General features: G+C 66.1%; 21 protein-coding genes. 14 read left to right on the top strand and 7 right to left on the bottom strand.

The genetic code is table 11. The features are described 5' to 3' along the window. Nucleotides 1-15: 15 nt before the first annotated feature. The 3 genes from DOM54_RS08700 (at nucleotide 16) to DOM54_RS08690 (ending at nucleotide 2,762) form a co-directional block, all read left to right on the top strand. The gene (locus DOM54_RS08700) at nucleotides 16-1,257 is read left to right on the top strand and encodes an MFS transporter (protein WP_162619806.1); all 1,242 of its coding nucleotides are present in this window, start codon (nucleotides 16-18) and stop codon (nucleotides 1,255-1,257) included. 35 nt (nucleotides 1,258-1,292) lie between these two features. Then, nucleotides 1,293-1,799, top strand: a complete 507-nt coding sequence (locus DOM54_RS08695; RefSeq protein ID WP_110715964.1) for a cupin domain-containing protein — start codon at nucleotides 1,293-1,295, stop codon at nucleotides 1,797-1,799. Between the two features lie 75 nt (nucleotides 1,800-1,874). Continuing rightward, a complete protein-coding gene (locus DOM54_RS08690; RefSeq protein ID WP_110715963.1) occupies nucleotides 1,875-2,762 on the top strand; it encodes an NAD(P)-dependent oxidoreductase in 888 nt (295 codons plus the stop codon). Between the two features lie 54 nt (nucleotides 2,763-2,816). Here the strand turns inward: DOM54_RS08690 and argC are convergent, their stop codons facing one another. The 5 genes from argC to tmpA form a co-directional block, all read right to left on the bottom strand. After that, nucleotides 2,817-3,788 (bottom strand): N-acetyl-gamma-glutamyl-phosphate reductase, encoded by a 972-nt coding sequence (gene argC / locus DOM54_RS08685; RefSeq protein ID WP_110715962.1) that lies wholly within the window; start codon nucleotides 3,786-3,788, stop codon nucleotides 2,817-2,819. A gap of 62 nt (nucleotides 3,789-3,850) precedes the next feature. Continuing rightward, complete coding sequence (locus DOM54_RS08680; RefSeq protein ID WP_110715961.1) at nucleotides 3,851-5,101, bottom strand: pyridoxal phosphate-dependent aminotransferase; 1,251 nt, start codon at nucleotides 5,099-5,101, stop codon at nucleotides 3,851-3,853. Nucleotides 5,102-5,261: 160 nt separating this feature from the next. Beyond that, nucleotides 5,262-6,218 carry an ABC transporter substrate-binding protein gene (locus DOM54_RS08675; RefSeq protein ID WP_240613828.1) on the bottom strand — a complete coding sequence of 319 codons (957 nt, stop codon included), beginning with the start codon at nucleotides 6,216-6,218 and terminating at the stop codon, nucleotides 5,262-5,264. Nucleotides 6,219-6,274: 56 nt separating this feature from the next. After that, on the bottom strand, nucleotides 6,275-6,853 hold the full coding sequence (locus DOM54_RS08670) for an HD domain-containing protein (protein ID WP_110715960.1): 579 nt from the start codon (nucleotides 6,851-6,853) through the stop codon (nucleotides 6,275-6,277). Then, entirely contained in the window at nucleotides 6,850-7,980 is a 1,131-nt protein-coding gene (tmpA, locus tag DOM54_RS08665; RefSeq protein WP_110715959.1) for a 2-trimethylaminoethylphosphonate dioxygenase, read from the bottom strand. Before tmpA ends, DOM54_RS08670 begins: the two co-directional genes overlap by 4 nt. A 95-nt stretch (nucleotides 7,981-8,075) precedes the next feature. Between tmpA and DOM54_RS08660 the strand changes: the two genes are divergently transcribed. From DOM54_RS08660 to DOM54_RS08645, 4 genes are all read left to right on the top strand, one after another. Beyond that, nucleotides 8,076-9,095 carry a GlxA family transcriptional regulator gene (locus DOM54_RS08660; protein WP_110715958.1) on the top strand — a complete coding sequence of 340 codons (1,020 nt, stop codon included), beginning with the start codon at nucleotides 8,076-8,078 and terminating at the stop codon, nucleotides 9,093-9,095. Between the two features lie 142 nt (nucleotides 9,096-9,237). Then, the gene (locus DOM54_RS08655; RefSeq protein WP_110715957.1) at nucleotides 9,238-10,119 is read left to right on the top strand and encodes a beta-keto acid cleavage family enzyme; all 882 of its coding nucleotides are present in this window, start codon (nucleotides 9,238-9,240) and stop codon (nucleotides 10,117-10,119) included. Between the two features lie 99 nt (nucleotides 10,120-10,218). Next, nucleotides 10,219-11,190, top strand: coding sequence for an L-carnitine dehydrogenase (locus tag DOM54_RS08650; RefSeq protein WP_110715956.1), 972 nt, complete (start codon nucleotides 10,219-10,221; stop codon nucleotides 11,188-11,190). Then, entirely contained in the window at nucleotides 11,190-11,660 is a 471-nt protein-coding gene (locus DOM54_RS08645) for a thioesterase family protein (protein WP_110715955.1), read from the top strand. The genes DOM54_RS08650 and DOM54_RS08645 overlap by 1 nt, the downstream gene beginning before the upstream one ends. Before the next feature lie 17 nt (nucleotides 11,661-11,677). Here the strand turns inward: DOM54_RS08645 and DOM54_RS08640 are convergent, their stop codons facing one another. Together DOM54_RS08640 and DOM54_RS08635 are read right to left on the bottom strand one after the other, a co-directional pair. Beyond that, nucleotides 11,678-12,937: a TauD/TfdA family dioxygenase gene (locus DOM54_RS08640; RefSeq protein ID WP_110715954.1), complete on the bottom strand. Its 1,260-nt coding sequence runs from the start codon at nucleotides 12,935-12,937 to the stop codon at nucleotides 11,678-11,680. A 90-nt stretch (nucleotides 12,938-13,027) separates the two neighbouring features. Continuing rightward, nucleotides 13,028-14,026 carry a GlxA family transcriptional regulator gene (locus DOM54_RS08635; RefSeq protein ID WP_110715953.1) on the bottom strand — a complete coding sequence of 333 codons (999 nt, stop codon included), beginning with the start codon at nucleotides 14,024-14,026 and terminating at the stop codon, nucleotides 13,028-13,030. Between the two features lie 117 nt (nucleotides 14,027-14,143). On the opposite strand from DOM54_RS08635, the gene DOM54_RS08630 reads away from it, so the two are divergent. The 7 genes from DOM54_RS08630 (at nucleotide 14,144) to DOM54_RS08600 (ending at nucleotide 21,765) form a co-directional block, all read left to right on the top strand. Further along, nucleotides 14,144-14,848, top strand: a complete 705-nt coding sequence (locus DOM54_RS08630; RefSeq protein WP_110715952.1) for a haloacid dehalogenase type II — start codon at nucleotides 14,144-14,146, stop codon at nucleotides 14,846-14,848. 55 nt (nucleotides 14,849-14,903) lie between these two features. After that, nucleotides 14,904-16,274, top strand: coding sequence for an NfeD family protein (locus tag DOM54_RS08625; protein ID WP_110715951.1), 1,371 nt, complete (start codon nucleotides 14,904-14,906; stop codon nucleotides 16,272-16,274). A gap of 63 nt (nucleotides 16,275-16,337) precedes the next feature. Continuing rightward, nucleotides 16,338-17,117, top strand: a complete 780-nt coding sequence (locus DOM54_RS08620) for a slipin family protein (RefSeq protein ID WP_110715950.1) — start codon at nucleotides 16,338-16,340, stop codon at nucleotides 17,115-17,117. Nucleotides 17,118-17,197: 80 nt separating this feature from the next. Further along, nucleotides 17,198-17,902, top strand: a complete 705-nt coding sequence (locus DOM54_RS08615; protein WP_162619805.1) for an HAD family hydrolase — start codon at nucleotides 17,198-17,200, stop codon at nucleotides 17,900-17,902. Between the two features lie 168 nt (nucleotides 17,903-18,070). Continuing rightward, nucleotides 18,071-19,348 carry an Nramp family divalent metal transporter gene (locus tag DOM54_RS08610; protein ID WP_240613827.1) on the top strand — a complete coding sequence of 426 codons (1,278 nt, stop codon included), beginning with the start codon at nucleotides 18,071-18,073 and terminating at the stop codon, nucleotides 19,346-19,348. Nucleotides 19,349-19,422: 74 nt separating this feature from the next. Beyond that, nucleotides 19,423-19,845 carry a manganese-binding transcriptional regulator MntR gene (gene mntR, locus DOM54_RS08605; RefSeq protein WP_110715948.1) on the top strand — a complete coding sequence of 141 codons (423 nt, stop codon included), beginning with the start codon at nucleotides 19,423-19,425 and terminating at the stop codon, nucleotides 19,843-19,845. A gap of 432 nt (nucleotides 19,846-20,277) precedes the next feature. Beyond that, nucleotides 20,278-21,765 (top strand): SulP family inorganic anion transporter, encoded by a 1,488-nt coding sequence (locus DOM54_RS08600; protein ID WP_110715947.1) that lies wholly within the window; start codon nucleotides 20,278-20,280, stop codon nucleotides 21,763-21,765. Nucleotides 21,766-21,778 lie beyond the last annotated feature (13 nt).

Here is a 21,778-nt window from a genome sequence, read left to right as displayed (position 1 = left end):
TTCATGGGTGGCATCATGGGATCTCTTTCTCGCAAACGCATCGTGACGCTGTCGGTCGCCCGTGGGGCACTGCCCTGGAGCCCGCTGGCCCTGCTCTGGCTGGTGGGTCTCTACATGCGGCTGCCGATTCTGATCGCGCCGCCGCTGGCCGGGGATATCGCCGAGGCGCTCTCGCTGGGAAGCGCGGCGGTGGGGGCGTTGACCACCGTGCCCTACGTGGTGCTGGCCCTGAGCATGATTCTGGCGGTGCGGTTTGCCCGGGGAATCGGCATGTTGCGAGCGTTGGTGCTGGCGCTGGTCATCGTGACGCTCGGTTCCGGCGCGCGCGGCTTGACGCTCTCCGCTCCCGTGCTGTTCTCCGCCTCGGTGGTGATGGGGCTGGGTCTGGCGCTGATGCAGGTGACCGTACCGGCGCTGTTGCGTGACTGGACACCACGCCACCTGGCGCTGGGCAGCACGGTCTATCTCAACGGCATGACGGTGGGCGAACTGATCGGCGCCGGCGCCACCCGTCCCATCGTGTTGAAACTGGCCGGCGGCGACTGGCAGGTGGCGATGCTGCTGTGGTCGTTGCCGGCGTTGATGATCGTGGCGCTACTGGTCTTGAAGCTGCGCAAGGCGCCGCGAGATACCCGCGAGGCGTCGGGGGCCGAGAGTGGCTCCCGGCGCGGTATCTCGCTGCGCTCGCGCCGTGTCTGGCTGATGGGCGTGCCGTTGGCCGCGTCGGTCGGGCTCTTCATGGCGACCAATGCCTACATGAGCAGCATACTCGATGCCCGCGGCGAGACCGACCTGCTGGCCCTGGCGCTGCTGTTCTACAATGCCAGTCCGCTGGCGGCCTCGCTCGTCATGCTGTGGCGGGGGCGACGCTGGATCGGCCGGCGCTGGCTAGTGGGCATCTTCGCCGCGCTCGGCGTGCTGGGGCTGGTCGGGTTCCTGGCGATGGAGGGTTGGCCCGCCCTGGTCGCGCTGGTGATTTCCGGTTTCGGCATCACCCTCGAGCTCACCCTGATCATGGCCTTGCCGCCTTGCCTGGAGCGCGGTGAGGCGGTGGCCTCGCTGACCGCCGGCATGTCTTTCGTCGGCTACACCCTGGCCTTCGTCATGCCGATGGTCGGCGGCTGGATGGCGGAAGCGTTCGCCCGCGCCAGCCTGTCGCTATGGCCGATGCTGGCGTTCGCGGCAGCGAGTCTGGCCGCCGTCCGGCGGATGCCGATGACGGCACGCGAGGATGACGGAACGGCGGGGTCCACCTAGGCTTCGAGAGGCGTGCCCGTCTAGAGGAGAGAGCGATGCCGGTATCCCGCCCTGAAGCCTTGCTGATCGACGCCGACGAGGCCAGTGGCTTTCCCAATTCGCCACTGCCGGTGCTGATTTATCGACAGCTCATCGATGCCGCAGGAGAGCGCGCGGCGTCGACGTTCGAGGCACTGTTCGCGGCCCATCGGTGGCCGCCCGAGTGGCGTTACGGTCTGTTCGATTTCGACCATTTCCACTCCACCGCCCACGAGGCGCTGGGCGTGTTTCGCGGCCGGGCGCGGATCCGGCTGGGCGGCCCCCACGGCAGCCAGCACGAGATCGCTGCCGGCGACGTGCTGGTGCTGCCGGCGGGCGTCGGCCACGCCAATCTCGCTTCCAGCGACGACTTCGCCATGGTCGGCGCCTATCCCCCGGGGCAGCGCTGGGAAGTCGAACGTGGCGACCCCGCTCGATTCGCCGCCGCCTGCCGGCGGGTTGCCGCTGTCGCGTTGCCGGATGCCGATCCTGTCGGCGGATCGCTGCCGTCGCTATGGCAGTAAAGGTAGCCTCTCGTGCTTGAACAACGGCGGTGTCGTCTATAGTTAGGAGCCTACACTTTATCGAGGATCTTGCTGATGTCCGATTCCCGCTCCGTCGCCGTACTGGGCCTGGGTGCCATGGGCCACGCTTTCGCCGCCAACCTGCTCGAGGCCGGCTTCGATGTCAGTGTCTGGAACCGCTCGCCCGGCAAGGCTGACGATCTGGTCAATGGTGGCGCCAGACTTGCCGATTCCGCCGCCGATGCCGTTGCCGATGCGCAGGCCGTCATCGTCATGCTGCCGGATCTGGCGATAACCCGTGATCTCCTGCTGGGCGACCACGGGGCGTTGGCGGGGATGGCAAAAGGCGCGGTGCTGGTTCAGATGGGGACGCTCGGCGTTGCCGAGACCGATCGGCTGATCGCCGAGGTGGAGGAAGCGCGAGACGACATCGTCTTCATCGACGCGCCGGTTTCCGGCACCAAGGCCCCGGCCGAGCAGGGCTCGGTGGTCATACTGGCCAGTGGCGATCGAGATCGCGCGGCAGGTATCGTCGAGCCGATCTTCGAGGTGCTGGGCAAACAGACCCACTGGCTGGGGGAGGCCGGGCAGGGCGCGCGGATGAAGGTCGTCATCAACGCCTGGCTGATCTCGATGATGCAGGGAATCGCCGAGACCGCCCACCTCGCCGATGCGCTCGGCTTCGCGGCCGACGACCTGTGGCAGGTGCTCGAAGGGGGTCCGCTGGCCACGCCCTACATGAAGCTCAAGCTGGACACGATCGCCAGTGGCGACTTCGATCCGCAGATGGCGCTGCAGTGGGGGCTGAAGGATGCTGGGCTCGCACTGGAAGCGGGAGACGACGAGGCGCTGCCGTCACTGGCCCAGATCCGCAATCTCTGGTTCGACGCGGTCAATGCCGGCCATGGCGAGCAGGATATCGCGGCGATCCACGCGTACCTGGACCGCTATCGTCGCCGATAGCGGTTGTCGAGCCTGCCAGGGCCGGACTGGACGATGGCCCCGGCGGGCGAGGTGTCAGACGCCGAGGCCCGTGGTCTCGTCCACCCCCAGATGCACGTTCATGTTCTGCACGGCGGAGCCCGCGGCACCCTTGCCGAGGTTGTCTAGCCGCGATACCAGGCAGACGCGCTCGTCGTTGCCGAACACGAACAGGTCGACACGGTTGGTCTCGTTGGCGCCCTGGACGTCGAAGAAGCCGTTGTCCAGATTGTCGAGCGCCTCGAACGGCCGTACCCGGACGAACGGTTCGTCGGCGTAGTGCGCGCGATAGGCGCCGAGCAGGTCCTCCACGTCTACGCCCGCCGGCAGCTGCGAGAGCTGCAGCGGTACGCTGACCATCAACCCCTTCAGAAACGGGCCGACGATCGGCGAGAACACCGGTGGCTGCGCCAGTCGGCCATGCTGCTGCATCTCCGGCAGGTGCTTGTGGCCGAGCGCCATGGCATAGGGGCGTGGCGCGTTCAGGCGACCGTCACTGTCATTTTGGTAGTCGGCGATCATCGCCTTGCCGCCACCGCTGTAGCCGGTCAGCGAGAAGGCAGAGAGCGGATAGTCCGCCGGCAGCAGCCCGGCGTCCACCAGTGGCCGAACCAGCAGGATGAAGGCGCTGGCGTGACAGCCGACGTTGGCGATGCGCTTGCTGGCGCGAATCCGATCGCGCTGGCCCTCGTCGAGCTCCGGCAGCCCGTAGACCCAGCTCGGGTCGGTACGAAACGCCGTGCTGGCATCGATCAGGCAGGTTTCCGGGTTCTCGACCATCGCCGCGGCTTCGCGGGAAGCCGCGTCCGGCAGGCACAGAAAGGCGACGTCGGCGGCATTGAGCAGGCGTGCTCGCTCGGCCGGATCCTTGCGCTTGTCACTATCGATGCGCAGCAGCTCGATATCGTCGCGGACCTGGAGATAGTCGAACAGGCGCAAGCCGGTGGTCCCTTCCTGGCCGTCGACGTAGACCTTGAAGGTGCGCTGGGATGAGTCCGGAGATGCCATGGGCGTTGTCCTGCCAGTGATCTTTGACGATATCGTGATCGCGCTATTGTGGGGGTTCGGGGTCAGCTTGTCATGCCGTTGAGCGGTCGGGCCGCCAGTCGGGACTCGCCCTGGCACTCCTGGGCGCAGCGCTCGATTCGCCGACATGCCTCGCGCAGGCGGTCGGCATCCACGGTCAGGCTCAGCCGCACGAAGCCCGCGGCGGAAGCGCCGAACGCCTCGCCTGCGAGCACCGATACGCCATGCTCGTCGAGCAGGCGGTCGGCGAAGGCGTGGGTGCTGAGTCCGGTCGCGCGAATGTCGATCATCATGAACATCCCGGCGGCGGGCGGCAGGGTGGCGACGGTCTCGCTGTCGTGCAGGGTCTCGACCACCGCATCGCGGCGCTGACGATAGGTCTCGCGCATCGCCTCCAGCGCTGCTGGCGGTGCGTCGAGGGCGGCGATGGCCGCGTCCTGGATGAACGGCTGGCAGCCATAGAGCATGCACAGGGCGAGGTTGACCAGATGGGTCATCAGGGGCCGCGGACCGATGACCCAGCCGAGCCGCCAGCCGGTCATGGCGTGGGATTTCGACAGGCTGCTGATCACCACGGTGCGCTCTGCCATGTCCGGCAGGCTGTCGGGGCTAAGGTGCTCGCCGTCGAAGACCAGGTCGGCGTAGACGGCATCGACGATCAGCCACAGGTCGTGATCGCGGCAGAGCGTGGCGATCGATTGCCACAGCGCCGGTGTCAGGCACTGGCCGGTTGGGTTGTGCGGGCTGTTGATCAGGATCGCCTTGGTGCGGGAGGTGATCGCCGCCTCGATGTCGGCCGATCGGGGCTGGAAGCCTTCGTCGGCCGGCAGCGGGACCCACACCGGCACCGCGCCGGTGGACTGTACTACCGCCTCGTAGGTGACGTAGGCCGGTTCGGGGATGATCACCTCGTTGCCTGGATCGAGCAGGCACTGCGCCGTGGCGTAGAGACCGCACTGTGCGCCGGCGAGAACGGCGACGTGGTCCGCGCTCGTCCCGGGCTGGCCGCCATGGGCGCGATGAAAGGCCGCGATGCGCTCGCGCAGGACCGGCTTGCCCTGAACGTCGGCGTAATGGGTCACGCCGCGCCGCAGACTGTCGACAGCGGCATCGACGATCGAGGGCGGGGTGTCGAAATCGGGATCGCCCACCGAGAGGACGATCACGTCGTCGCCTCGGGCCTGGCGTGCCTTGGCACGGAAGTGGATGTTCCAGGCGCTGGCGCCCTCGCCGGCGATGCGTCGGGTCAATTGGGCAAAGCGGGGCGACGGGGAGTGTGGATCGGTTGAACGCATGGTGGTCCCGTGGTGGCGAGTCGCGGAGTGGAAGCAGGCTGATAGTGACAGACTAACGATTCCGCGTTGCCACGAACAGCCGCCGAGCGGGGCGTGCCTGCTCGGCGGCTGTTCGCCGCCTTGTCGGCGCCCGCAGAGCGGTGCCGGCCGGGCCGAGACGTTACTGCAGGCTGGCTTTTACCGCGTCGAGTGCCGGTCGGCCGTCGCGGGTGGTGATGCCATCGAGGAACTCGGCAACGCGGTCGGGGTGATCCTGCAACCACTCCCGGGCGACCGCCTCGGCCGAGCGTTCCTGGCGGCCATAGCCGTCGATGAATTCGCTCTGCTCGTCGGCGGTCAGGGTGAACTGCCCGAGCAGTGCCATCAGGTTGGGGTTGGCCTCGGCGAACGCCTTGTTGACGATGGTTCGAACCTCGCTCTTGCCGTTGTCGGGGCCGTAGACCGACTCCGGGTCGTCGAGAATGTGCATGTCGTAGGCCGGCGCCATCCAGTGCGGGGTCCAGCCGTACCAGACGATCCAGCGCTTGTCGTTGAACGCGGTATCGACCTCCGACAGCATGCCCGGCGTCGAGGATTCGAGAATCTGCCAGTCGCCCAGCCCGTAGAGGTCTCGGTCCTGGGCGTCGTGGATGAACGTGCTGACCGTCGAGCCGGACTCGATCGAGTAGAAACGACCGCCGAACCGGTCGCGATGCGCAGCCAGGTCCTCGGCGCTGTGAATGCCGGCGTCGTAGACGTAACCGGGCACCGCGAAGCCCATCCTCGCACCGGTGACGTTGGTGCCGAGATCCTCGATCTTGCCGCTGGCCATCGCCTGATCGTGGCTCTCCTGCTGGGCCGGCATCCAGCCGGCCAGGAACACGTCACTGTCACCGGTCTGCAGCGTCTGGTAGCCGACCGTGCTGCTGACCTCCTGGGTCTCGCTGTCATAGCCGAGCGGTTCGATCAGTTGGCTGAAGACCTCGGTCTTGACCGTGACCCCGGGCCAGGGGGGGACGACGAAATTGACGCTCTCGGCCTCGTCCGGTTGCGGGCTTTGAGCGAAGGCCGCGACCGATGCGGTCATCAGCGAGAGTGGCAGCAGCTTGGCGGCCAAGAGTGCGGGGCGTAGTGTCATGATGACTCCTCGTTGTTATGTCAATGTCGGGTGCCGGTTCCGGGGCCGGGCTCCGCTCATTCGTCCCGGACCTCTGGCAGCCCGGCGCCGTCGAACGGCGGACGCCCCAGAACCCGTTCGAGTGCCGGGCGGAAATGCGCGAGCGTCAGCGTGTCGTAGTCGGGGTCGAACGAGGTCTGGTCCCATTCGTCACAGAAGCGGACCGTGCGCGCGTAGGCAGGGTGATCGCGATAGTCGTCACGGGCGTGGCGGTCCAGGCCGTAGAAGTGGCGGTAATGATAGCCTTGGAACAGCTCGTGATGACGGATCATCCACAGGTTCAGCGGGTCGACGAACGGCTCCAGGATCGCGGCGGCGATCTCGGCGTGGTTGTCCGGGGCCAGGTCGTCGCCGATATCGTGAAGCAAGGCACAGACGACGGTCTCTTCGTCGGCACCGGCGCGCTCGGCGCGCGTCGCCGTCTGCAGGCAGTGGGTATAACGGTCGACGGGGTAGCCGTGCGTGTCGCCCTCGAGACGCAGGAGATGCGCGATCACACGCTCGACCACGCCTTCGCGGTAGTCGCGAAAGTGGGCGTCGATCTCTTGCCAGTCATCCGCCTGGCTATGATCGAACCGGGTAAACGTGGCGTTCATGCGGACTCCTGCAGCGAGTGGAGTGGGGCACCGGCCTGGCGACGCAACGTCAGTCGTCGGCTGGCGGTGGTGTCGCGATCGACGTACCCCTGGCGCAGATGGCGAACGCCCTGGCTGAGCTGGAAGGCAGTGCGTCCGTGCAGCAGCCGGTAGTTGTCCATGATCAGCATCTCGCCGGGTGCCAACTTGGGCGTCAGGGTCAGTTCCGGCGCCGTGATCAGCGCGAAGAAGGCGCGCCGGGCCGCGTAGTAGCGCTCCAGTTGCTCTGGCGGCAACGGCGGGATGCGCTCGGTGCGATTGTTGTAGCGTACCCGGATCACCTTGCCACGGGCGTCGAGCTCGATCAGCGGGCCCTCGCTTTCCAGGTGGGCGTCATCGTCGACATAGCGAAATCGTGTCGAGGTCCGGGTCAAGCAGTCGAAGGCGTCGGGATCGTCCTTGCGCAGGCGCTCCGCGGCCATGAAGCCATCGGTCAGAGTGCTGTCACCGCCGCTGTCGGCGTTGCTCAGGCAGTGCAGCCAGATATAGCCGGGTATCGGGTCGCGATAGGGGTTATCGGTGTGCGGTTCGAGTCCGCGCTGCGTCATGGTCAGATCAAAGGCATCGGCGATCGACTTGACGTCGGCGATGCCGCCCCAGTTGGTTCGGCGCAACGGCCCCAGGCGCTCCACCAGCGGCATCATGCCATCGCGCGTCAGCGGCACGCCGCCGACCTTGACGAAACCGTAGCGCTCGAGCGCCTCGAGCATCTCCGACAGGGCATCGTCGCGCTCCAGCGCCTGGCTGAAATCGGCACTCGGCATGATCGCCAGTGACGCATCCCAGTGCTCATGGACGGCGCCGGCCGGCGGTTCCGGATGCAAGTCGCGCAAGGTGAAACGGGCACGATGTCCGTCGCTGAACGTCAAATCGACCGTCTCGCCGTCGCAGCCTGCGTCGGTCAGCGCCAGATCCAGCGGCAAGGTGGCCGCCTCGATCAGCCGCTGGCCGGTGCGAGGATCGAGCGTTTCCGCATCGGGGGAGCGCTCGCGTAGCCACAGCGCGTGGAAGCGCGTTTCCCGATTGCCCTCGACCACTCTCAGCTGGCGAGCGTGGTTGCCGGGAATGATCTCGACGAAAACATCCATGGCGACATCTCTCGGTGGATCAGTGTCCTGATACCCTAGGCGGTGTCGCGTGAAGGCAATTGATATTTTTGGCCGTATCGGCGACGCTTTTCGCCATGTCCGATCATTCGACGCCGGAATGGCTCTATCCCCGCCCCGATCTGCCGCCCGTGCTGTCGCCCGAGGAGGCTGATGTCACGGTCAATCTCTGGTTGCTGCCGAAGTTCTCGATGCTGACGCTTTATTGTCTGCTCGAGCCGCTGCGCGTCGCCAATCGATTCGGCCGCCCGCTGTTCGCGTGGCGGCTGTTTTCCAACGATGGTCGGCCGGTGACCGCCAGCAACGGCGTGACCGTCGATGTCGACGCGGCGCTGGGGCGAACGCCGATCTTCGACAATCTGTTCGTCGTGGCCTCGTATGAGGCCGAAGCGACGGTGGCCTCGTCGCACTGGGCGGCGTTGCGCCAGGTCGCGGCCCATGGCGGACTACTCGCGGCGCTGGAGACGGGGGCGTTCATTCTGGCTCGGGCCGGGTTGCTCGACGGCTTCGAAGTGGCCCTCCACTGGGAGAGCGCACCGGCCTTCGCGGAAGAGTTCCCCGGTCTCGCCCTGAGCGACGCCCGCTACCGGTTCGATCGGCAGCGTCTGACGGGCGGCGGCGGCGCGGCCAGTCTCGATCTGATGATGGCTTTCATCGAGCGGGAGCACGGGACCAATCTGGTCGCGGCACTGAGCCGACAGCTGGTGCACTCGCGTCTGGACCCTCGCGTCCAGGGGGATGGCGAGGGGCGAGCCGGCTCGGAGTATCGACCCCGCAGCGTGCGTCGGGCGGAGGCGATCATGGAAGCCAATCTGGCGCAGCCGCTGACGATCCCGGATATCTGCCAACGGGTTGGCCAGTCCCAGCGCCAGCTCAACCGGCTCTTTCAGCGTTATCGCGGCGAAACGGCGAAGGGCCGCTATCTATCACTGCGACTCGATCGGGCCCGGCAGATCCTTGCCGATAGCCGAACCAGCGTGACTCAGGCCGCGCTGGCGGCGGGGTTCACCCAGCCAGCGCATTTCTCCCGGGTCTATCGGGCACGGTTCGGCGAGTCGCCGCGAACCACGGCACAGCGGGGAAAAGGGCTGTCGTGAAGCGTCAATTTCATGGCGCCTAACGACAATTTTCGAGGCCCAGCGACACCCACAATGGATGACATCGACAGGCACCCGCCGGGTGCACTCATGCACTGCCGCGAACGGCCAACGAGTCGCGGCCGGACCAAGAGAGGATTCCATGAATCGCGACGTCATCCTGACCTGTGCCGTGACCGGCGCCGGCGACACCGCCGGCAAGCACCCTGACCTGCCGATCACCCCGCGCCAGATCGCCGACAGCGCACTGGACGCCGCCCGTGCGGGTGCCAGCATCGTCCATCTTCACGTACGCGACCCGGAAACCGGCGGCGTCAGCCACTCGACCGATCACTTCCGCGAGGTGGTCGAGCGCATCCGCGAGTCCGACGTGGACGCGGTGATCAACATCACCGCCGGTGGCGGCGGCGACCTGTTTCCCGAGATTCGCGACGGGGTGATCCACGGGCTCGAGGGCACTGACCTGCAGACGGCGGCGGAGCGCCACCATCCGGTAGGCGAACTGCTGCCGGAGCTGTGCACGCTGGACTGCGGCAGCCTCAACTTCGGCGATATGGTCTATCTCAACAGCGCCGATTGGCTGCGTGAACACGCGCGGCTGATCCAGCAGGCCGGGGTCAAGCCGGAGCTCGAATGCTTCGATCTCGGCCACGTCTGGTTCGCCCGTCAGCTGGTCGAAGAAGGGTTGATCGACGGCGACCCGCTGTTCCAGCTCTGCCTGGGGATTCCCTGGGGCGCCGAGGCCGACACCGAGACCATGCTGGCGATGCGCAACAAGCTGCCGGATAACGCGATCTGGTCGGCGTTCGGCATTGGTCGCCAGCAGTTCCCGATGGCGGCGCAGTCGATGATCATGGGCGGGCACATGCGGGTCGGCCTGGAAGACAATCTCTACCTGAGCAAGGGCGTCTTCGCCACCAACGCCCAATTGGTCGAGCGTGCCGCCACCATCGCCGAGAACCTTGGCGGCAAGGTGCAGACGCCGGCGCAGACCCGCGAGTCGCTGGGACTGCGCAAGCCCTGATTTCGCCTGAACTCTCCCGTTTTCCGTGAACGCGCCCGGGCTATCTCCCGAGGGCGCGTTCGCTGTCAATCCTGTTTCGCATCGTCATGGAGTGCCCTGATGACCGCTTCTGAACTTCCCCGCAACGTTGCCGTGATCGGCACCGGCGTGATCGGCAACGGCTGGATCGCCCGCGCCCTGGCGGCGGGCTGCCGGGTCACCGCTTTCGATCCTGACGCCACCGCTCCCGAACGCACTCGCGCTTTCGTCGCGCGTGCCTGGCCGGCGCTGGAGCGACTGGGGCTTGCCGAGGGCGCCGATCCCGCGGCGCTGACCTTTGTCGATTCCCTCGAAGCCGCCGTCGAGGGCGCTGAGCTGATCCAGGAGAACGTGCCCGAGCGGCTGGCGCTCAAGCACGACGTGTTGCGCCAGCTCGACGCCCTGGCCGCGCCTGGCGTGGTGATCGGCTCGTCGACCTCCGGGATCAAGCCGAGCGATCTGCAGTCGGCCTGCACCCGCGAGCCCGGCCGCGTGATCGTGGCGCACCCGTTCAATCCGGTCTATCTGCTGCCGCTGGTGGAACTGGTCGGTGGCGAGCACACCGCACCCAAGGTGATCGAACGTGCCCGGGTGCACTACGCCGCACTGGGCATGCGTCCGCTGGTGGTGCGTCGCGAGATCGAAGGCCACGTCGCCGACCGGCTGATGGAGGCGCTGTGGCGCGAAGCGCTGCATCTGGTCAATGACGGTGTCGCCACCACCGAGGAGATCGATGCTGCGGTGGTCTACGGCGCCGGCCTGCGCTGGTCGCTGATGGGCACCTTCCTGACCTTCCATCTCGCCGGCGGCGAGGGCGGCATGCGCCACATGCTGCACCAGTTCGGCCCGGCGCTGAAACTGCCGTGGACCAAACTGGAAGCCCCTGAGTTGACGGAAGCGCTGATCGATAAAGTGGCCGATGGCTGCGAGCATCAGGCCGCCGGGCGCAGCGTTGCCGAGCTCGAGACACGCCGCGATGCGTTTCTCACCGAGCTGCTCGCGCTGACCCAGAAATACTGGCCGGAAGCCGAAGGGCTCGAGGGGCGGATCTGATGGCGGCTCAGGCGGAGACCCTCTACCAGACCCGGGTGGCGGATGCCTGGGTCGACTATAACGGGCATATGAACGACGCCGAGTACGCGCGGGTGTTTTCGCTGGCGGTGGAGGCGCTGATGGATCGTATCGGTCTCGACGCGGCCGGCCGCCGCGAGCACGGCTATACGCTCTATACCCTCGAGACCCACCTCTGCTACTGCCGCGAGGCGCACCGGGGCGAACCGTTGCGGGTGGCGCTGAGCCTGCTCGATAGCGATGCCAAGCGGCTGCACGTGCTGTTCACGCTGAACAACGTGGATGGGGACGTGCTCGCCACCAGCGAGCAGATGCTGATGGGGATCGAGGTGGCCAGCGGACGCCCGGCACCGCTCCCCGAGCCGGTGGCATCGGCGGTTGCCGCGCTGCCGGCCGCGGGTGACGAATGGCCGAGCGCTGCCGGGCGGCGCATCGGTATCAGAAGAGGCTAGCCATCGACGAACCGGCGTCAGCCTCCTGACGCCACCGACGAGGCGACCCGCTCCCGGCGGCGGGCACGCTGCAGCATGCGCAGGCGGGAGCGGGCTTCGTCGCGCTCCAGATAGCAGCCCTGCAGCCAGCGACGGCCGCCCTGGCTGACATCGAAGGCGTCGCGAGCATGCAGCAGACGCCGATTGTCGAAGATCACCAGGTCACCGGGCGCGTAGCTGAAGCGCAGTGCGAATTCCGGCTCGCGCAGCAACCGCTGCAGTGTCATCAGCGCCGCATAGGCGGGCTCGACGTCGTCGAACGGCGCCATCAGCGGGCCGCGCAGGAAATCCGCGATGCGGACCTCATTGTAATCGCCTTGGGCGTCGAGCTTGATCATCGGGTCGAACCAGACGTAGTCGCTGGTCCTGGCGGTATTGGCGTAGCACCAGCGCACCCGGGTGAGCGTCGCGAAATGCTCGGGATGGCGCTCGCGCAGGGCCTCGGCCACGGCGAAGCCGTCCATCATCACCGCCTCGCCGCCAACGGTATCGTTCTCCAGGCAGTGCAGCAGCTGCAGGCCCGGCTGGTACTCCCGTGTCGGCAGGTCGACGTGCGGCGGCAGGGCGATCGAGGTGTAGGCGTTGGAGTCCGGGTCCGGCTTGGCGCGAACGTCGAACAGGTGGCCGAAGTTGGTCGGTCGCGGCGGGCCGATGCGCCGGGCGATGAGATCCAGGCTGCCCGGTTCGACGGGCAGGTTGCGCAGCCTGACCAACCCCTCGCCGATGACCGCCTCCAGCGCCTTTTCCAACAGCGGGTCGGTGCCGGTGACGGCGAGCTCGACGTCCATCCAGCCGCTGGCGTCGAGCGTGGTCGGCTCGCTGCGTTCGGCGCCACGCCAGGGTGTCGTTGCCACCAGCGGGGCTTCGGCGGCGGTCTCGTTGTCATAGTCGTGGGCGCGCAGCCAGCCGGGATGGAACGCCAGGCGGCGCCGCTCGGGCAGAAACTCGAGTGTGACCGCGCCGCAGGTTTCCAGGCGGGCTTCGCCGATGGTCGGCCACGCTCCCAACCGGGAGAGATCGAGGATGCGTTCCCGGGTCGCCGGGTTGACCGTGCTGTCGTCGGCGGCGTTCTCGCGCAACCAGATGCTGTGATAACGGCTCCTGCGGCCGTCCTGCCAGGTGATCGTCAGTTGCCGGTCGTCATGGGAGAGACCGGTGATGGCATGATCGACCGGCCAGGCGTCGAAGTCGGGCGTGGCAGGGAGGGCGTGTGACCGTGGATCCGAGGCGGCTGACATGGGGACTCCGAAGGCATCGCTGCTGGGGATCGACTCAGCGTGGCGGATGACCCGGCGCCGGGATTGCGTTTAACCGCCATTTTATTGAGGTTATTGGCCGTGATTGGCGGGTGGCGCTGAAAGCCCGTGGGGGCGCCGCGATGCGCTGGGAGGCGCCCCGTATTGCTGGCGATAGGCCCGGGAGAAGCTCGACGCCGAGCCGAAGCCGCACGCCAGACCGATACTGAGGATATCGCGGTCGGTCTCCTCTAGCAGATGACGCGCGCGATCCAGGCGCAGTTCGAGGTAGTAGTCCCGCGGCCGCCGTCCCAGCTCGTCGAGAAACAGGCGTTGGAGCTGGCGCATGGAGAGCCCGATCCGTTCGCTCACCGTGGTCATCGACAGCGGCTGTTCCAGATGGCGTTCCATCAACGCGACGGCGTCGACCAGCGGTCGGCGGTGCGTGCCGAGGCGTTTCGCCAGCGGCAGGCGCTGGTGCTCCTGGCGCGGGCGCAGGCGAGCGTGAATCAACTGTTCGGAAATGTCGTCGGCCAGCGCCTGGCCGTGGCGACCGGCGATCATGCTCAGGGTCATGTCCATGGCCGCGGCACCACCGGCGCAGGTGAAGCGGCGGGCGTCGATCTCGAACAGCGACTCGACCGCTTCCAGCGTCGGGAACCGCTCGCGAAACGCCGGCAGGCTCTCCCAGTGCAGCGTCAGGCGGTGACCGTTGAGCAAGCCCATTTCCGCCAGCAGCAGCGGGCCGGTGTCGATGCCGCCCAGCAGGCAGCCTTCACTGGCCCGGCGGTGCAGCCACTGGGTGAGTCGGCGCGGCAGATCGCGTTCGGGTTCGAAACCCGCGCACACCGCCAGCGTCGGCAGGGAGGGGGCCTCGGCCAGGCCGCAGTCGACGAGCAGGGTCATGTCGTTGCTGGCGGTCACCGGGCGGCCGTCCTCGCTGATCAGCGACCACCGGTAGAGCTCACGACCGGCAAGCCGGTTGGCGATGCGCAGCGGCTCTACTGCGGAGAAGAACGCCATCATCGAGAAACGCGGGATAAGCACAAAACCCACGGGCTCGGGAAACGGTCCCATGTAGTCCAGGCGCATGAAATGTCACTCGCTGATTACAAAATAGAACAATGATTTTGTTCGGGTTTTTTCGATTCCGTGAGCTCATGGTGACAAAAAAAGCGACATGAAGCACTTTGACCAAGGATCCGATACATGCAGACACCGGTACTGGCTTTCGATGTCTACGGGACGCTGGTGGATACCCAGGGCGTGGTTTCCACGCTTCGCGCCCGGCTCGGCGAGGAGGCGTCCCGCTTCGCCGATCGCTGGCGCGACAAACAGCTCGAATTCGCTTTCCGTCGGGGGCTGATGGGCGCGTATGCCGACTTCTCCCAGTGTAAACGAGAAGCGCTGGATCTGGTCGATCAGGAGTGGGGCACCCGCTTCGGCGAGGAGTTCAAGCAGAGCCTGATGGCCGCCTATCGCCGGCTGCCCGCTTTCAGTGAAGTTCCCGCTGCGCTCGAGCGCATCCGCAAGCTGGGCGTGCGCTGCGTGGCGTTCTCCAACGGCAGCCGCCAGAGCGTCGAACTGCTGTTCGACAACGCCGGCCTGCGGGCAATGTTCGATGATGTCATCAGCGTCGAGGAGGTGCGACGGTTCAAGCCCGATGCCGTCGTCTACGCGCACCTGCGCCGGCGTACCCACAGTCGCCCCGACAATACCTGGCTGGTCTCCGCCAATCCTTTCGATATCATCGGCGCGCGCTACGCCGGACTGCGCGCCGCCTGGGTCCAGCGCAATCCCAAGTTGCCGTTCGAGCCCTGGGGCGATCCTCCCGACATGATGGCTCCCGACATGGAGGCGCTGGCGGACCAGTTCGAGGTGATGCTCAGGCGCGAGGGAAAGCTGCAGCCCTGAGTCTCGCGACCACTGGTTAACGGCATCGACGCGGGAAACTGACTACGCTGCGGGTATGTTCCATTCGACGGGTGGTACTCGCGGATTCCCGACGCGTCGTCAGCGCCGCGCTGGTTGGCTCGTCTGCCTGCTGGTGGGCGGGCTGATGGCCATGGCGGCGCTGGTGCAGGCTTCCTCCGCCTCGCGGGCGCTGGTACTCACCCTCGATGACAGCATCAATCCGGCAACCCGGGACTACGTCGAGCGCGGTATTCGCCAGGCCGAGTCGATGGGGGCCGCGCTCCTGGTCGTGGAACTCGATACGCCCGGCGGCCAGGTCGAGTCGATGCGCCGGCTGGCCCAGTCCATACTCGTCTCCGAGGTGCCGGTCGCGATCTACGTCACGCCGAGCGGGGCTCGCGCGGCCAGTGCGGGTACCTATCTGCTATATGCGAGCCCGATAGCAGCGATGGCGCCGGGTACCCATCTCGGCTCCGCCACGCCGGTGATGCTGGGAGACACGGCTAGCGACAATGCCAACGGCGAGGCGATGCGTCGCAAGGTGGTCGAGGGTGCCGTGGCCACGATTCGCGGCTACGCGCAACGCCATGGACGCAACGCGGACTGGGCCGAACAGGCGGTGCGCGAGGCGGCCAATCTGGGGGCGCGGGAGGCGCTCGATCGCAACGTCATCGATCTGGTAGCCACGGATCTCGACGACCTGCTGGCGCAACTGGACGGCCGCCGGGTGACGCTGGAAAACGGCACGCGCACGCTCTCCACCGAGGGTATCGAGGTCGTTCGGAAACTGCCGGACTGGCGCACCTCGCTGCTGTCGTTCATCGCCAACCCCACCATCGCCTACGGGCTGCTGCTGATCGGCTTCTACGGGCTGGTGTTCGAACTCGCCAGTCCCGGCACGATCGTTCCGGGCGTGGTCGGCGCCATCAGCCTGCTGCTGGGGCTGTTCGCCTTTCAGGTGTTGTCGATCGATCTGGCGGGGCTGGGACTGGTCCTGCTCGGCCTGGTGATGATCGTCGGCGAAGCCTTTCTGCCCAGCTTCGGGGCGCTCGGCGTGGGCGGTATCGCCGCCTTCGTGATCGGTTCCATCCTGTTGATGGAGGAGGCCAACAGCGCCGTGGCATGGCCGTTGATCGGCGGCACCGCGCTGGTGGCGGCCGGTTTCCTGCTGTGGGGCGTGATACGCCTGATGGGCGTGCGCCGGCGGATCCCGTTGACCGGTCGCGAGGAGCTGATCGGTGCCGAGGCGGTGGCGCTGGAGGACTTTGCTGCCGGGCGCGGCAAGGTGCTGCTGCATGGCGAGCGCTGGCGGGCCCGCGGAGAGGCCCGAATTCACAAGGGTGACAAGTTGCGGGTGACGGCGCTGGACGGGTTGACCGTCAGCGTCGAACCGACCGGCGTCGCGTGTCCGCCGACATCGAACTGAAACCGAGGCCCCCACGCCCGTCGCCAGGATGGGCGGAAGGCTGTCCTGCAGGAAGGAGACGAGATGATGTTCGCCTATCTGGTACCCGTGGTACTGCTGATTCTGCTGCTGCTGGCGTCGGTCCGGATCTTGCCGGAATATCGCCGTGGGGTGGTGTTCTTCCTGGGGCGCTTCCAGGACGTCAAGGGACCGGGACTGTTCTTTTTGATCCCGGTGGTCCAGAAGATGCAGGTGGTCGACCTGCGCGTGATCACCATGGACGTGCCGGAGCAGGACGTCATCTCGCAGGATAACGTCACTGTGCGTGTCAATGCCGTGCTCTATTTCCGCGTCGTCGATCCGCAGAAGGCGATCATCCAGGTCGAGAACTACGTCAACGCCACCAGCCAGCTGGCGCAGACCACGCTGCGCTCGGTGCTGGGCAAGCACGATCTCGACGAGATGCTCTCCGAACGCGACAAGCTCAACGACGACATTCAGGAGATCATCGATACCCAGACCGAAGCCTGGGGGATCAAGGTCGCCAACGTCGAGATCAAGCATGTCGATCTCGACGAAAGCATGATTCGGGCGATCGCCCGTCAGGCCGAGGCCGAACGCGAGCGCCGCGCCAAGGTGATCCACGCGGAGGGCGAGCAGCAGGCGGCCGAGAAGCTGGTCGAGGCGGCCGACATCATGTCGCGCAATCCGGCGGCGCTGCAGCTGCGTTACCTCCAGACCATGAGTGACATGAGCAACAAGAACGCCTCTACCATCGTTTTTCCGCTGCCGATGGACATCATGGAAGCGTTCAAGACGATGAGAGGATTCTCCGGCGCGGTCGCCCCGAAGGAGGACGATTGATCGACGCTGGCGAACGCTGTCCGTCGCGGCGCCAGCGTGTATCCTGACGTCATCCTCAGCCGATTGAACCGGAGTCACGCTTGGCTACGTCACGACCTCTTCCGTCACGCCCGCCGTCCGCCCTGGCCATCTTCGATCTCGACGACACCCTGCTCGACGGTGACTGCACGCATCTGTGGCTCGAGTGGATCATCGAGTGCGGTTGGGTCGAGGACGGCGAAGCCCTGTTGAACCAGATGCGCGAACACGACGAGCAGTACCACGCCGGCACGCTGAACATGACCGATCATCTGCGTTTCACGCTGGCGCCGCTCGTTGGCCGCTCGCGCCAGAGCGTTCGCGAGCAGGTCGAGGCGTTCGTCGAGTCTTCGGTCCGCCCGCGGCTGATGCAGCCCGGGGTAGAGCGTCTGCAGCAGCATAGCCGGGAGGGCCATGCCACCCTGGTGATCTCCGCCTCGATGCATCACCTGGTCGGACCCATCGCCGACGCCGTCGGGGCCGACGGGGCGCTGGCCACGCTGCCCGAGCTGGATGGCCGCGACCGTTTCACCGGTGAGCCCACCGGCATCCAGACCTACCAGCGCGGCAAGCTCGACGCCTTCGCCCAGTGGCTCGACGCCCACGACACCGGCTTTGCCGAAGGCTGGGAGACCTGGGGCTACAGCGACTCCTACAACGACCTGCCGCTGCTCGAATTCGTCGATCACCCCCACGCCACCCAACCGGATGCCCGCCTGCGCGAGACCGCCGAGGCGCGTGGCTGGCCGGTCCTGCAGTGGCGCTAGCCGTGCTTGGGCATCGAGATTCGGTCCCCTCAATCGGCGCGATTGAAATAACTCATGGCTACTTACCATTGCGACAGCGGTAACTCGGGTATATCTTGTCAACCAAGGTTTAAATTGATAACCGGGGCATAATCGCGCCGGTTCGTTGACGAATTCCAGGGTTCCATCGTGTCCGACAGCGTTATCGAGTCCCGCCACGGGAGCGAGGCAGCGCAAGTTGGCGGCCGCCGTCGATCGGCGCTGTCGCGCTTTCTGCCGTTCTTCGGCCCCGCCATGATCGCGGCGGTGGCCTACATCGATCCGGGCAACTTCGCCACCAACATCGAAGCCGGTTCCCGCTACGGCTACGTCCTGCTGTGGGTCGTGCTGTGGGCCAACCTGATGGCGATGCTGATCCAGACGCTGTCGGTTCGCCTCGGCCTGGCGACGGGCAAGAATCTGGCGGAGATGATTCGCGAGCGCTACCCGCGGCCGCTGGTCTGGTTCTACTGGGTCCAGGCCGAGCTGGTGGCGATCGCCACCGACCTGGCGGAATTCCTCGGTGCCGCATTGGCCTTCAATCTACTGTTCGGCATGTCGATGCTCGAGGGGGCGCTGCTCACCGGGGCGATCACCTATGCGGCGCTCTACATGCAGCGATTCGGTTTCCGCCTGCTCGAGATCATCATCGGCAGCATGCTGATGGCGGTGGCGGCAGGGTTCGTGATCCAGATCGTCATGGGGCGGCCCGACGCCGCGCCGGCGCTGCAGGGCCTGCTGTTGCCACAGTTCCCGGACGGCTACGCGGTGTTCCTGGCCGCAGGCATTCTCGGCGCGACCGTGATGCCCCATGTCATCTATCTGCACTCGTCGCTTTCCCAGCGCCGGGTGGTGACCTACAGCGACGAACAGCGCCGCCGCGCGATGCGCTACTACCGCTGGGACGTGATCATCGGCATGGGGGTCGCCGGGATCATCAACCTGTCGATGCTGGCACTGGCGGCGGCGGTCTTCTTCGATAACGGCCGGACCAGCATCGCGTCGATCGAGCAGAGCTACCAATTGCTGGCGCCGCTGATGAACCGGGATCTGGCCAGCACCCTGTTCGGTTTCACCTTGCTGATGGCGGGGCTCTCCTCGTCGATCGTCGGCACCATGGCAGGGCAGGTGGTGATGCAGGGGTTCGTCGGCTTCACCATCCCGATGTGGCTGCGGCGTCTGTTGACCATGCTGCCGGCGATCGCGGTGATCATGCTGGGATTCCCGGAGCAGCAGGTGCTCGTCGCCAGCCAGGTCGTGCTGAGTTTCGGGATACCCTTCGCGTTGGTTCCCCTGATCCACTTCACCGCACAGCACCGGGTGATGGGGAATCTGACCAGTCGTGGCTGGGTGACCGCGCTGGGATGCGTGATCGCCGCGATCATCATCTTGCTGAATGGTTATGTGTTGGCCTTCGAGTTGCTGTAGGCTCTCAGGGATGCGCGCACAAGCGCCCGACAGACTCTCGCCGCCCATCACTTCAGCCCGTCGATGAGAACATCATGCCAGCAACGCCACGTCCACGTTATGCCCGTTTCGAGCGCACGCGCCTCGACCATCAGCAGGAGCTGGTGGAAGACTACGTGGAGGAGATCGCCCAGCTTCATCGCGATCACGGCGAGGCCCGGGCCAGCGACCTGGCCGAGCGTTTCGGGGTCAGTGCCGCTGCCGTTTCCAAGGTGATCGCCAGGCTCAAGCGTGACGGGCTCGCCGAGGCGCGCCCTTATCGTGGCGTCTTCCTCACCGCGAAGGGGAGTGAACTGGCCGAGAAGGTCGAGGCCCGCCATCAACTGGTCTTGTCGACCCTGCTGGCACTCGGGGTGCCTCCCCACGTGGCCGAGGCCGATTCCGAGGGGATCGAGCACCACTGCAGCGATGCCACCGTCGAGGCAATGCAGCGGTTTCTGGAAGCGCACAACCGCTGAGGGCTCGAAACCGACAGTGGCGCCCCCCTCGGGTGATCGCGGCTGGGAACTTTTCGACGCCAGTGGTAGACTCCTGCGCCTCGAGACAATCGATCATTCAACGACGCGTCTGCCGCGCTCGACAGGGTCCGACTCCATGCAAGCCCCTTTTGCCAACACCATCGCCGGTATGACGCCACCCTAGCGTAACGCCCCCGTCCCGGCGTGCCTCAGGCACCCGTCTGGCTGTCCCGACCCTCACGGTCGGCGGATGGCATCGTTTCGTTGCTCCTATCCCATTCAAAGATTCGCCGCGAATGCGTGGCGGTCGGCCGACAACGCCCTGTGTCCGATGTCCCCGACGATGGATGTCGACCACTGAAGTTTCGTCTTGTCGAGACGCACAGGCGAGGTCCCTGGCCGCCCGGCGTGGCTCATGACAGAGAACTGCCCATGCTTGAGCTGATCAGAAAACACTGGCTATCCAACGTCCGTGCCGACGTGCTCGCCGGCACCGTGGTCGCCATGGCGTTGATACCGGAGGCGATCGCGTTCTCGATCATCGCTGGCGTCGATCCCAAGATCGGCCTCTACGCCTCGTTCTCGATCGCCGTGGTGATCGCCTTCACCGGCGGCCGGCCGGGGATGATCTCCGCCGCCACCGGTGCCACCGCGCTGCTGATGGTGACCCTGGTTCGCGATCACGGCCTCGAATACCTGCTGGCGGCGACGCTGCTGACCGGGGTGATCCAGATCGTGTTCGGCTACCTGCGCCTGGGCGAGTTGATGCGCTTCGTGTCGCGTTCGGTGGTGACGGGGTTCGTCAACGCGCTGGCCATCCTGATCTTCATGGCACAGTTGCCGGAACTGACCGACGTGACCTGGCACGTGTATGCCATGACCGCCGCCGGGCTCGGCATTATCTATCTGTTTCCCTACCTGCCGGTCATCGGCAGAATGCTACCGTCGCCGCTGGTCTGCATCGTGGTGCTGACGATCGTCTACATGGTCAGCGGCATGGACATCCGTACCGTGGGCGACATGGGCGAGCTGCCCGACTCCCTCCCGGTCTTCCTGTGGCCCGATGTGCCGCTCAATCTCGACACCCTGATGATCATCCTGCCGTATTCGCTGGGCATTGCCGTGGTCGGCCTGCTGGAGTCGATGATGACCGCGACGATCGTCGACGAACTGACCGATACCTCCAGTGACAAGAATCGGGAGTGCAAGGGCCAGGGCGTCGCCAACATCTTCTCCGGCCTGCTCGGCGGCATGGCCGGCTGCGCGATGATTGGCCAGTCGGTGATCAACGTGAAGTCCGGCGGGCGCACGCGGCTGTCGACGCTGATCGCCGGCGCTTTCCTGTTGATCCTGGTGGTCTTCCTCGGCGACTGGGTCTCGCAGATCCCCATGGCGGCCCTGGTGGCGGTAATGATCATGGTCTCGATCGGCACGTTCAGTTGGGAGTCGGTGGTCAATCTGCGCCGTCATCCGATGTCGACCAACATCGTCATGCTGGCCACCGTGGCCGTGGTGGTCACGACCCACAACCTGGCGATCGGCGTCCTGGTCGGCGTGCTGCTGGCGTCACTGTTCTTCGCCAACAAGGTGGGGCAGATCCTCTACATCGGGAGTCGCATGGACGACGACGGCAAGACACGCAACTATGATGTCGTCGGCCAGGTGTTCTTCGCTTCCTCGACCCGCTTCAATGCCGGATTCGATTTCAAGGAGGCGGTCGAGCGCGTGACGATCGATGTCTCCCGCGCCCACTTCTGGGATATCACGGCGGTCGAGGCCCTGGACAACGTGGTGATCAAGTTCCGTCGCGAGGGCGCCGAGGTCGAAGTGGTGGGCATGAACCAGGCCAGCGCCACCCTGGTCGATCGCTTCGGAGTACACGACAAGCCGGATGCGGTGGAAAAGCTGATGGGTCACTAGACTTTAGCCACGA

The sequence above is a fragment of the Salinicola acroporae genome (assembly GCF_003206615.1).
GTDB classification, from domain to species: Bacteria; Pseudomonadota; Gammaproteobacteria; order Pseudomonadales; family Halomonadaceae; genus Salinicola; species Salinicola acroporae.
The sequence above is the reverse complement of the archived record's forward strand: the minus strand, read 5'-3'. Positions and strand labels throughout refer to the sequence as shown.